This is a genomic window from Adlercreutzia sp. ZJ473, assembly GCF_013185065.1.
Classification (GTDB): domain Bacteria; phylum Actinomycetota; class Coriobacteriia; order Coriobacteriales; family Eggerthellaceae; genus CAAEEV01.
Genome location: NZ_JAAVTO010000067.1, coordinates 1 through 11988, shown reverse-complemented (window position 1 = coordinate 11988; position 11988 = coordinate 1). Strand labels below are relative to the sequence as shown.

Sequence of the window (11988 nt, the reverse complement as noted above, 5' to 3'; positions counted from 1 at the left end):
GCGCGCGCCGCGAGCTCGGCAAACCCCTGCGCCGAGCCGCCGCGCGCCTTGTACTCGAGCGCGAGCGACTGCAGCGTCTCGGCGAGCGCCGCCTCGGCGCGCCCGCGTCGCTCGGCCGACGCCGCCAGCGCCTCGTCAGCCACGTACGCGCCGCTGCGCCCGCGCATCACGAGGTAGCCCTCGTCGCGCAGCACAGCGTAGGCTTTGTTGACCGTGTGCAGGTTGATGCCCAAATCGCTCGCCAAGCGGCGCACGCTCGGCAGGCCGTCGCCCGCCAGCAGCTCGCCGCGCGCGATGGCCGCCACAACCTGGCTGCGAATCTGCAGGTAGAGCGGCTCATTTGAGGTTTGGTCAATGCGCAGGATCATACGCGCTCCTTCACGTCCCGAGCGAAGGCCTCCCCTTCGCCGCCCTCGGCAGGCTCAAGCGGAAGCCCGCCGTCGTGCGCAGACGCATGCTCGCCAACGCCTGCCGGCGCGCTCTCGCCAGCTTGCGCAAACACCCCTTCGCCTCCCGCCGGGCGCCGGCGCAGCAGCAGGTCCCCGCCGCGCTTCTCCTGGCGGCGCAGCAGCACCGCCATCACCACGCCGCACGCGATGAGCGCCGCGCCTCCGAGGATGCCCGTCGGCGCCGGCCCCACGAAGGGATCACCGCCAGAGACCGAGAACATGATCCCCGCGTTCACCATGCCGTTCAGGGCGCCGTGCGCGAACGCCGCCGGAAGGCAGCTGCCCGAGCGCAGCGTCACATAGCTCATGAAAACGCCCGTCACCACGCAGAACCCGCACATGGCGAGGATTCCGGCGAAGGGGAAGCCCACATAGCCCACGCCGTAGTTGTGCCCGGCCATCGTGAGCGGCGCATGCCACAAGCCCCAGATCACACCTGAAAGCAGCAGCGTCGGCAGGATGCCCCTGCGCTCGAGCAGCTTCGGCAGCAGGTAGCCGCGCCAGCCCCACTCCTCGCCGAACGTCGTCGCGATGTTGAGGGCGGGGGCGAGGAAGACCCCCGTCGCAAGCTGGGCGACTCCCACCAAGATCACCTGGTCGGGGGCAATCGTCGCGCCCGTCTGAGCCGCCTGCGCCTCGAGCAGCGCGGCCAGATGCGACATCGAGGGGTCGAAGTCGGCGGGGTTCAGCGCAAAGTACAGCGCCGCGCCCGCGAGGACGAGCACCGAGGGGCCGAACCACCCGAGCAGCCAGTACTTCCACGTGCGGCGAAAGTCAACGGGTGCGAGCAGCGACGAGCCGAAGAACCCCTCGCGCGTGACGAGCCGCGTGACGACCACGCCGATCGCCGGGAAGAACATGACCACGGCCACGATCAGCTGAACGGCCGCCGCGGGCACGTCGCCCAACCCGCCCGTCGCCGCCGGCCACACCACCATGAACTCATAGGCCCACGTCAGGGCAAAGGTAACGCCCAAGAAAATCAGAATCCGCCTCAAGGTGACGTCCATCGTCCCCTCCTCCGTCGCTTCTCGCCTGCCGCATCAGTTTGTTATATCTATACTATAACAAATGGAACACAGCGGCGCAAGAAGAGCACTCGAGAGCGCGAGGGAAGCCGATCCTTCGCCCTCGTGCAGTTTTTCGCCGTCATTTTGGCAGAAATCTTCAGATCTTTGTCTTTATCTCAGCCGTCAGAGGCAAATTCGCCTTGCACCTTCAAAGCACCTGTCATCAAATTCGCAGGTCACAGCGTTTTACAAAAAGCGCCGAGAGCTGATGAGCCCCGTCAGCACAGCAAAGGTCTCCCTGGAAGAACAAATATCTGAAGATTTCTGCCAAAACGCCCCGAGAAATCTGCACGCCCTCCAACAAAGCGGAAACACCGCAGGCTCACGCCCCGCGATCCCCCGTTTTTCGCCCGCCGAGCGCACGCAGACGACCGCGCGCTCCGGCAAAAGTTGGAGTAGTATAACTGCTGACGCAAACCAACCCGAAATCGCACGCGCGACGGCCTGCCAGCTAGGGCGAGCCCCGCTCGCGCAGCGTGCGCGAACATGAGAAACGGATGAGCATCGTGAATATGTACGACGGACAGCCCCAGCTCGGACGCAACGACGTCTGCTGGTGCGGCAGCGGCAAGAAGTACAAGAAGTGCCACCTCGACACCGACGAGCGCCTGCAGGCGCTGTGGGACGCGGGCGAGGAGGTGCCCTACCGCAGCCTGTTGAAGACGCCCGAGGATATCGCGGGCGTGAGGCGCAGCGCCGAGGTGAACGTCGGGGTGCTCGACTACGTGGCCGAGCGCATCGGCCCCGGCGTGACCACCGCCGACATCGACCAGTGGGTGCACGACTACACCGTCGAGCACGGCGCCGTCCCCGCGCCGCTCGACTACGAGGGCTTCCCCAACAGCGTGTGCACCTCCGCCAACGAGGTGGTGTGCCACGGCATTCCCTCCTCTGACGAGGTGCTGAAGGAAGGTGACATCATCAACGTCGACTGCTCCACCGTCAAGGACGGCTACTTCTCGGACTCCTCGCGCATGTTCGTCATCGGCGAGACCACGCCCGAGAAAGCCGACCTCGTGCGCGTGTGCAAGGAGGCCATGGAGGAGGGCCTCAAGGCCGTGAAGCCGTGGGGGCACCTCGGCGACATCGGCGCGGCGGTGAACGGCTACGCGAAGGCGCACGGCTACACGGTGGTGCGCGAGTTCGGCGGCCACGGCATCGGCCTGGAGTTCCACGAGGACCCGTTCGTGAGCTTCGTCACCGAGCCGGGGACCGGCCCCATCTTGGCGCCGGGCCTCATGTTCACCATCGAGCCCATGATCAACATGGGCGCCCAGGAGATCGACATGACCGACCCCAACGGCTGGACCGTGCGCACCGCCGACGGGGCGCCCACCGCCCAGTGGGAGGTGCAGATCGTCATTACCGAGGACGGCTACGAGCTGCTGAGCTGGTAAGACGTGCAGGCGACGGGGCCCCGAGGCAGCGGGGCCTCGCCGTTATCGAACCCCGCTACTTCGCGCAGTACGCCGCGATGGCGTCGCGCAGGAACTCCGCGGCGCCCGGCGCCCACGCCTCGTAGTAGGCGCGGAAGCGCTCGTCGGCCACGTAGCCCTCGGCAAGCGCCGCGTGCGCCGCCTTCGAGTAGGCGCCCTCGGCCCAGAACGCCTGCAGCCACCGGCCGTGCAGCCGCGCCGCCTCCTGGGCCGCCGCGCACGTCGGGTCGCCCGTCGGCAGAGCCTCGAGCAGCAGCTCCTTCACGCGGGCCTCGGTTTGCCGCACCTCACTCCACCTCTCCTCGCTCATGCCCATCACGCGCGCGTTGCTGGCGTCCGCCGCCGCGTCTCCCCACCTCTCGCGCACCTCCGCACCGTAGGCGGCTTCGTTCTTCGCGATGAGGTCGCGCTTGAACGCGCGGAACTTCTCCTCGTCGGCCATCTTCGGCCCTCCTTCCAAGCATGCGAGCGTCTTCTCGACGTTCGCGATCATGTCGTCAATCTGGCTGCGCTGGGCGCGCAGCGCGCCGAGGTGGCGCCGCAGCGCCGCGCGCTGGTCGAACGCCGGGTCCTCCATCATGCGGCGGATGTCCGCGAGCGGCATGCCCGTCTGGCGGAACAGCAGCACCTGATGCAGCCGGTCGACCTCCGCCGCCTCATAGCGCCGATACCCGTTGGCTGCGCGACGGGCGCGCACCAGCCCCAGCTCGTCGTAGTGGTGCAGCGTGCGCACGCTCACGCCCGCCAGCTTCGCCAGCTCGTGCACCGAGTATCCCTTCCCCGGCATCGCGGCCGCCTCCCTCCGCTCGCCTCCGCTTTTGCGATCGCATAAGGCAGCATAAGCCCTCACGTAACGTGAGAGTCAACAGGAAATTTCGAACACCTTCGCCACCGAAAATTCGCACCACTGCTCGCCTATAATAGTTGCAAGCCTGTTTTGCGTAGAGCATTCGTTGCAAGGGGGAAAGGAATGTCAGCTCGCACAACACGCCCGACAAGGCACCAGCTCATGTGCCTTGTCGGCTTGAGTTTCTACTGTGCCATGCTGCGCGCACCATTCTTCGGAACGCTGGTGACCGACATCGCCCCCGAGCCGTCAGCGCTGCGCCTCATCTATGACATCATGACAGTCTGCGCGGGCGTCCTCATTGTCGTAGTCGCCGTTACGACAAGTCCAGCCCTCCAAAGTGGGAAGAAGGCTCGCATCGACAAAACTCTCTTCGATTTCTCCGATCAAGCGCAAAATGCGGTAATTTCCAACATTGCAGCCCGTTTCGCGCGCCCTGCCTTCGCAAGAGATCCCCTCCTTATCTCCGCCCTCTCCTTAGCAGCTGCGATCGGCGTAGCGATGCTCAGCATCGGAAGCCTGCCGAAGGCCACTCCAACGACGTCGTATCTCACGGGCATTCTCCTATTATGCGTCGGCTTCACAGCGCTCACCGTTGGATGGTTTCGCCAGCTCACAAGGCTTTCAAGAGATCAGATCACCCCAATCGTGCTTGCTGCGTTCGTGTTGAGCCACGCCGCGGGTCTCCTCGACATCATGCCCCGCAGCATAGCGGCAGCAGCATCGATGGTCTATCCCATAGGGTCGCTGGCGATGCTGCATCTTTGCCAACAAAGAGCCCTCTCGAAAAGCTTTGCGACCGAAGAAGGGCATGCGAAGTCTGCCAGCGGGCCAAAACCTTCGCACGAGAATCGCCTGCTCGATAACATCTGGCTCTTCTCCCTAGGGCTGATATTCGCCGAGGTGATCTGCGGAGCGTTCCTCCGAAGCCGCGGTGCACATGGTGGATTCAACTACACCCCCAGCGTCAACGGTCTCTCCGCTTACGCGGCCTCGACTGCGATCGGCGTCATCTTCCTGATCATCTCGCGACACACCAAAACAGTCTCTGAGGAATCTCTGCTGATCGGAGGAATCGGCCTCGCTGGATCAGTACTCGCCGCGGTCTCCTTCACAGCGGCGCCGATTAAGGTGCTGGCTCCCTTCATAACAGGGCTCTATTCAGCCCTCTTCGTCTATCTCATGGCGCTTGTCGCGCTTTGGCGGCCTAATGGCGATCCGCCAAGCGATGCCTCTGCCGGAGCGTTCCTCGTCCTCTATGGCATGTCATCTGGAATCACCTCGACAGTTGTCCCCACATTGCTCTCGTTTCAGGGCGCAATGCCCGAAAAGTACTTTGCTCCCACCGGCATCGCCGCCGGTCTGACCATATCCATCGGAATATGCGCAGCCCTTCTGGCAATGACGATAATCCGACACGACTCGTCTTCGACAATTCCAAATCAAACTCGGCGCAATATGCACAACTCAGATGTGAAGAGTAGCGCGCAGAACGCAGGTGCTCGGTTCATCGAGCGCACCTTCGGCGAACAAGACAGCGCTCGCATCAACCCGACAACCGCCACGCATCCCCACCATGATTCCATCGACCCCGACCTCCTGCACAAAGAGGCTATGGATGACATCGCCGCCGCATTCAACCTCACCGAACGAGAGAGCGAGGCGGCATCTCTCATGGCGCGCGGCTATACGGTAAAACGCGTTGCCGAAGAACTCGTCGTAGCCCCAGGAACGATACAAGGCTACAGCAAGAGCATTTACCGAAAGATGGGAATCCATCGAAAAGACGAGCTCATCGAAGCGGTCAACCAGGTGAAGCGACGCATTGCCGACACATCTGACCAGGCATAAAACAAATCACCCCCATTTCATGGGGAGACAGACGCACCTCGATTCGATAGCCTATCGGGCAGTCGTGAGTAGGGGAAGAGAAACGGCTTGCGACTGCCTGGGACATGAAGGGACCCAGAAGCAACCGCGTCCCAGTGCCTATCCGTCCTCCGAGGGAAAGGACTGCATCATGAAGAAGTGCATCGATCGTCGCCAGTTCGTGTTGGGAGGAACAAGCGCCATCGCCGCAGCAGCCATGCTCGGCATGGTGGGATGCTCAATCGGCGAGGCGGGCGGCTCGTCCGCTTCGGGCAGCTCAGGTAACACGAACGGCCCAGTCAATAATGGCACAGTCGACATCAGCCATGCCTGCCAGGGCCAGGACACACCCGGCTTAGCAACACTTGAGGAGTCGATCAGCTACAACCAGATCACGCTTGACGAGTCCGAGAAGTCGACCGCGCCCACCATCAACCAAGACACGGTGACCTACCTTCACGCCAGCGACTACGGCCGCCCAACCGACCTCAAAATAGAGCTGCTCACTCCCTCCACGGCGAAGGCAGGCGAGACTCCGCTGGTCGTGTGGGTCAACGGTGGCGGCTTCACCAACTCTGACGCCGCTGGGCGCCTTGCCACGCGAATTGCCATGGCAAAGGCGGGCTACGTGGTCGCCTCCGTACAACATCGCACAGGCTCCGCGTCAAACTTCCCCACGCCCCTACAGGACATCAAGGCAGCCATCCGCTTTTTGAAAGCCCACGCTGACGCCTACAAGTTCAACCCGAGCAAGGTGGCCGTCGCCGGAAACTCGTCAGGTGGCTACTACGCCACCATGGTAGGAGTCACCGGCAATGTCAGCACGATACCGTGGCCCAACAGGAAGGGCGAAATCGAGGACACGCCGCTTGACGTGGGCGAAAACCTGGACCAGTCCTCAGCCGTGAACGCCGTCGTCGACTTCTACGGCGTGTCCGACCTCACCATCATCGGCTCGGGCCTTCCCGAAGAGCTGGAGAAGAGCCACCACTCCGCCGCTACCACCGAGGCCATCCTGCTCAACGGCGCCGCAGCCGCCAAGAAGGGCGTCGACGTGTTTGACGAGTCTATGGAACAGAAGGCGTCAGCCGCCAGTCCCTTCAGCTACATCAACGCCACCACACCGCCGTTCGCCATGTTCCACGGCACCGCTGACACCCTGGTGTCGCCCGTGTCCACCAAGATGCTACAGAAACGCCTGGAGGATGCCGGCGTGCATGCCGAGCGCCTCGTCATCGAGGGCGCCGGTCACGGCACGCCCGAGTTCGACCAGGACGTCGTGGTCGAGAGCATGCTCACGTTCCTCGACTCCTTCGCTGGCATCGACATCGTCGCAGGTGACGGCAGTGTCGATTTCGCAAAGGGCACCGCATCCTACAAGGCCGAAGACCTGCCCACTCTCGACGAGGCGATCGAAGGCGCAGAGACCGTCGAGGTCGACCCCAACAAGTGGATCGTCAACCAGGTCAAGGACGTCACCTACAAGGCGATTTCCACCAAGAACACCTACAGCAGCCTGCGCATGAACATGCTCCTGCCCTCCATCGGCAAGGAGGACGCACCGCGCCCGGTGCTGTACTGCGCCGCATGCGGCGGCTTCAGCTCGTCGGGCCCCAGCGCCATTCAGTACCTCCGCTACGCCGAGCGCGGCTTTGCGGTAGCCGTAGCTGAGATCCGCGTGGTTCCCAACACCACCATGCCCGGACCCATCCAAGACGCCAAAGCCGGCGTCAGGTGGCTGCGCGCGCATGCTGCAGACTACAACATCGACCCGAACTGCATCATCGCAACAGGCAGGTCAGCCGGCGGCTACACAGGCGTCATGCTGGGTGTGCTGGGCAACACCACGCAGTACAGCGATGAGGTCAAATTCGACGCAGGCGACAACCTGGACCAGAGCTCGGCCGTGCAGGGCGTGCTGGACTTCTACGGCGTGTCTGATCTCACCATCATCGGCGCCGGACTACCCAACTACGACGTGCACGACTCCGAATCCAACACCGAGGCCTTGTGGGTTAACGGCACGGCATTCGGACCGAACCCGGGCGGCTCGGTGTTCAGCGACCTGGACAAGACGGCCATCTCCAGCCCCTTCACCTACCTCGACAAGGAAGACGTGCCCTACCTCATGTTCCACGGAACCGAGGACGTCGTGGTGTCGCCCATCGCCACCATGGAGCTGTACAACCGCTGCCAGGAGCTGGGCATCGAATCCGAGCGCTACTCCGTCGTGGGCATGGGCCACGGCGGCTGGCAGATGGAAACCAACAGGGTGTACGCCATCATCGACGAGTTCATGGACAAGATCGTGGCTGACTGCGCCAACGAAAGCAAGTAATCCTCCAACCCAAGCCTAAGAAACAGGCAGATCAAGCGAAGAGGGAGGTGCCCCGCACGCGGAGCACCTCCCTCTTCGCGCATTCCGCACGATAAAGCAAACGCCGTGCTTTCAGGAAAACACTGGCGTCACGGCGCCTGAAGCGAACGCCTGCGCTTTCGTGTATCATGGGGGAAAGTCTCGCCCCCTTGGATAGGAGCCCCCATGCCAACCGTCGCAGCCATCTTGTCCGCGCTGATCGTGCCCTTGATCCTGCTGGTCATCCTCGTGGTGCTGGCGCTGCAGTCCATCTACATCGTGCCGCAGCAGAAGGTCGCCATCATCGAGCGCCTCGGCAAGTTCAACCGCACCGCGCCCGCGGGCCTGCACTTCCGCATCCCCATCATCGAGCGCATCGCCGCGCGCGTCGACCTGCGCACGCGCCAAGAAGAGTTCGCCATCGACGCGAAGACCAAGGACAACGTGACCGTCACCATGTCCATCGCCGCGCAGTACCGCGTGTCCGTCACGCCGGGGGTGAGCCCCGAGCAGTCGGGCGTGTGGCGCAGCTACTACATGCTGGCGAATCCCGTGGCGCAGATGCGCTCCTACCTCATCGACGCGCTGCGCTCGAGCGTGCCGCAGTACACCCTCGACGAGGTGTTCGACAAGAAGGACGCCATCGCCTCCGACGTGAACGTCACGGTGTCGGGCCTCATGGTGGCGTACGGCTTCGACGTGGTGTCCACGCTGATCACGTCCATCGACCTGCCCTCCGACGTGGAGCAGTCCATGAACCGCATCAACTCCGCGCAGCGCGAGAAGGAAGCCGCCCAGTCGCTCGCCGAGGCCGAGCGCATCAAGGTGGTCACCGAGGCGCGCGCTCGCGCCGAGGCCATGGAGCAGGCCGGCATCGGCATCGCCGCGCAGCGCAAGGCCATCGCCGACGGCATCTCCGAGTCGCTGTCGGTGATCCGCGACTCCGGCGTGTCAGCCGCGGAAGCAAACCAGCTGTTCATCTTCACGCAGTGGACCGACATGATGACCGAGTTCGCGCGCAGCGGCCGGATGTCCACCGTGGTGCTGCCGAGCGACTTCTCGCAGACCGCCTCCATGTTCGAGCAGATGCTCGTGGCGAACAAGGAGGACGAGGAAGGGAAGGGCCTGCGCTAGCTTGGGAAGCGCGCGCCGGCCTGAGGGCGCAGCCGTCAGCGCGCAACCGCTGGCGCAGGTCAGCGCGTGCTTGCGCCGCCGACGCGCAGTTGTCCGCGCTGGCCGCAGCCGTCAGCGCGCGGTGATGTCGATCTCGCGCTCGACGTAGCGCACGTACTCCACGCCGGCGGCGTCGAACATGCGCTTCGAGGCGCGCGTGCCGTCGGTGTCGGCGTACTTGTCCTCGAGGTACACCACGCGCGCGATGCGCGACTGGATGATGGCCTTCGCGCACTCGTTGCACGGGAACAGCGTGGTGTACACCGTGCAGCCGTCGAGCGGCGCCGACGAGTTCAAGATGGCGTTCAGCTCGGCGTGGACCACGTAGGCGTACTTCTGGTCGAAGTACTCGCCGTTCGACGTCCAGGGGAACTCGCGGTCGTCGCAGCCGATGGGCATGCCGTTGTAGCCGATCCCCAGGATGATGCGCTTGTCGTTGACGATGCACGCGCCCACCTGCGTGTGGGGGTCCTTGCTGCGCAAAGACGACAGCTTGGCGATTCCCATGAAGTACTCGTTCCAGGACAGCGGGTTCACGGTGACCTTCCTCCTACGGCAGACGCCGTTGACCTATGCGGTGATGACCCGCCTATGATACCGCTTTTGACACGCGAGGGCAGCCCGGAAGCGGCGCGAGCGCACCAACACGCACGCTGCCCCTGCGCGAGCGACGCGGGTGGGCGGCATGCGGGTGCGCCAGCACGCAGGCGGCGTGCGAGCCGGCGAGCGCAGGCGGCGCGTCGCCGCGCGCTACTTCCCCAGCAGGTGCCGGACGGCGGCGATGGGATGCTTGGTGATCATGCGCGGGCCCGCGAAGCGCATCACGGCGCAGATCTGCTCGCGCTCAGCCGCACGGTAGCAGCGGTTCTCGCATTCGTCGCAGGAGGTCTTCACGTCCATCTTGCGGCAGCCGCGCGTGCGCGCCACGGCGTACGCGTCGAGCGCGGCGCACGCGGGGCACACCGCCTCGCCGCAGTGGGCCATCTCGGTGCGCTCGGCAGCCGCGTGGTTGCTCGCGCAGTACAGCGCGATCATCTGCGAGATGGTGCGCATCTCGCGCTCGCGTCGCTTCGCCACCGCAGGCGTGTCGTGGTTGTCGGAAACGTTGGCCATGGCGCGCACTATACCAGAAGCGCACGCCCTACGCGCGGCGCATCTCCTTCAAAGCGGCGATCTCCTCGCCCCACTCGACCAGCGCGTCATGGGGCGTCTCCAGGAAGAACGGCAGGTCGCGCAGCGCGGGATGGCTGACGATGCGCCCGAACGCCTCCGCGCCGATGAAGCCGCCGCCGATCACCGCGTGGCGGTCCTTGTGCGCGCCGAGCGGGTTCTTCGAGTCGTTCAGGTGGATGGCGCGCAGGCGGCCGAGCCCCACCACGCGGTCGAACTCCTCGAGCACGCCGTCGAGGTCGCCCGCCACGTCGTAGCCGCCGTCCCACACGTGGCACGTGTCCAGGCACACGCCCACGTGGTCGGCCAGCTCGACGCGCTCGATGATGGCCGCCAGCTCCTCGAACGTCCGCCCCACCTCCGTTCCCTTCCCCGCCATGGTCTCGAGCAGCAGCGTGGTGGTCTGCTCGGGAGCGAGCACGGCGTTCAGCGCGTCGGCGATGAGCTCGACGCCCGCATCCGCGCCCTGGCCCACGTGGCAGCCGGGGTGCATGTTGTACATCTGGTGCGGCGTGTGCTCCATGCGCGCCAGGTCGTCCGCGAGCGTCTCGAGCGCGAACGCGCGCGTCTCGGGCTTGGCCGCCGCAGGGTTCATGGTGTAGGGCGCGTGCGCGAGGAAGCGCGTGATGCCGTGCTCGGCCGCGAACGCGCGGAAGGCCGCCACGTCAGCCGGGTCGACGGCCTTCGCGCGCCCGCCGCGCGGGTTGCGCGTGAAGAACTGGAACGTGTTCGCCCCGATGGAGGCCGCGTCCTGCGCCATGCGCGCATACCCCTTGGCGCTCGAGAGGTGGCACCCGATGGTAAACTCGCTCGTCAAGCCAAGCTCCTTCGCTTCCGCACTCCGCTTCGGCGCCCGCTGCGGGCGCCCCTTCCCTTACCCCAGAAGGTCGAGGACCTGGGACAGGCCCTTCTTGCCGAAGGCGATCTTCTCGCCCTCGTTCACCACGAGGCACGGGACGCTCATCACCTGGTAGCGATCCTTGAACTGCGGGAAGTGCGCGACGTCGTAAACGTGCGTTGACACGCCCGGGTTGTCGGCGGCGATGCGCTGCGCGGCCACCACCACGTCGGGGCAGTTCGTGCACGACAGCGACACCAGCACGTCGAGGTGCGTCGGCGCGACCGCCGCGATGCGCTCGCGCGTCTCGTCGTCGAGGGGCTGGCCGGGGCCCGCCGCGTTGTACAGCCCCAGGATGAAGCTCGTGAACTCGTGGCCGCCCGGCACGCCGTGGAAGGCGAGGCCCGTGTCCGATCCGTCGGCGCGCAGCACGCGCACGCACGGCGCCGCGAGGCCGGCTGCGGGCTCGCCGGCGGCCGCCTCCTGCGGCGCCACCGCCACGGAGAGCTTGTCGGTGCAGGCCGCGAGCTCCTCCATCCAGCCGCGCAGCTCAGCCGAGATCGGCCGCTCGTCGAGGTGAAGCTCCAGCGCGAGGGAGGAGGCCATGCGGCCGAACACGGTGTCAAGCTGGGGCTTCATGGCCGGGTCGAGGTAGCGGAAGGCTACGGAGCCGGGTGTTGCCGAGCCGGGCGCGCTCATGCCCGCGGTGCCCGCGGCGTCCGACCCGCCCGCCGCCGTGGCGCCGGCCTCCGAACCCGCCGCACCCACACCAGCCGCCGC

Annotated in this window: 11 protein-coding genes; 4 read left to right on the top strand and 7 right to left on the bottom strand. The window is 65.3% G+C overall.

Translation table 11 applies throughout. From position 1 onward, the window contains the following. A partial coding sequence (locus tag HRL41_RS10710; protein ID WP_172137018.1) for a GntR family transcriptional regulator occupies positions 1 to 368 on the bottom strand: 368 nt, incomplete at its 3' end. Beyond that, complete coding sequence (locus HRL41_RS10705; RefSeq protein ID WP_172137017.1) at positions 365 to 1426, bottom strand: CPBP family intramembrane glutamic endopeptidase; 1062 nt, start codon at positions 1424 to 1426, stop codon at positions 365 to 367. The genes HRL41_RS10705 and HRL41_RS10710, both read right to left, overlap by 4 nt. Before the next feature lie 605 nt (positions 1427 to 2031). On the opposite strand from HRL41_RS10705, the gene HRL41_RS10700 reads away from it, so the two are divergent. Further along, complete coding sequence (locus HRL41_RS10700) at positions 2032 to 2916, top strand: methionyl aminopeptidase (RefSeq protein ID WP_172137022.1); 885 nt, start codon at positions 2032 to 2034, stop codon at positions 2914 to 2916. 55 nt (positions 2917 to 2971) lie between these two features. On the opposite strand, the gene HRL41_RS10695 is transcribed toward HRL41_RS10700, so the two are convergent. After that, the gene (locus HRL41_RS10695; RefSeq protein ID WP_172137016.1) at positions 2972 to 3742 is read right to left on the bottom strand and encodes a MerR family transcriptional regulator; all 771 of its coding nucleotides are present in this window, start codon (positions 3740 to 3742) and stop codon (positions 2972 to 2974) included. A 222-nt stretch (positions 3743 to 3964) separates the two neighbouring features. On the opposite strand from HRL41_RS10695, the gene HRL41_RS10690 reads away from it, so the two are divergent. From HRL41_RS10690 to HRL41_RS10680, 3 genes are all read left to right on the top strand, one after another. Next, positions 3965 to 5653 carry a helix-turn-helix transcriptional regulator gene (locus HRL41_RS10690; RefSeq protein ID WP_172137015.1) on the top strand — a complete coding sequence of 563 codons (1689 nt, stop codon included), beginning with the start codon at positions 3965 to 3967 and terminating at the stop codon, positions 5651 to 5653. A 169-nt stretch (positions 5654 to 5822) separates the two neighbouring features. After that, positions 5823 to 8009 (top strand): alpha/beta hydrolase, encoded by a 2187-nt coding sequence (locus tag HRL41_RS10685; RefSeq protein WP_172137014.1) that lies wholly within the window; start codon positions 5823 to 5825, stop codon positions 8007 to 8009. A 204-nt stretch (positions 8010 to 8213) separates the two neighbouring features. Next, positions 8214 to 9161 (top strand): SPFH domain-containing protein, encoded by a 948-nt coding sequence (locus tag HRL41_RS10680; RefSeq protein WP_172137013.1) that lies wholly within the window; start codon positions 8214 to 8216, stop codon positions 9159 to 9161. Positions 9162 to 9272: 111 nt separating this feature from the next. On the opposite strand, the gene HRL41_RS10675 is transcribed toward HRL41_RS10680, so the two are convergent. The 4 genes from HRL41_RS10675 to HRL41_RS10660 all read right to left on the bottom strand — a co-directional run. After that, a complete protein-coding gene (locus HRL41_RS10675) occupies positions 9273 to 9737 on the bottom strand; it encodes a cytidine/deoxycytidylate deaminase family protein (protein ID WP_371808841.1) in 465 nt (154 codons plus the stop codon). A 213-nt stretch (positions 9738 to 9950) separates the two neighbouring features. Further along, positions 9951 to 10313 carry a nitrous oxide-stimulated promoter family protein gene (locus HRL41_RS10670; RefSeq protein ID WP_172137012.1) on the bottom strand — a complete coding sequence of 121 codons (363 nt, stop codon included), beginning with the start codon at positions 10311 to 10313 and terminating at the stop codon, positions 9951 to 9953. 28 nt (positions 10314 to 10341) lie between these two features. Beyond that, a complete protein-coding gene (locus HRL41_RS10665) occupies positions 10342 to 11187 on the bottom strand; it encodes a deoxyribonuclease IV (RefSeq protein WP_256368335.1) in 846 nt (281 codons plus the stop codon). 57 nt (positions 11188 to 11244) lie between these two features. After that, the coding region (locus HRL41_RS10660; RefSeq protein ID WP_216662664.1) for a thioredoxin family protein at positions 11245 to 11988 on the bottom strand (744 nt) is incomplete at its 5' end.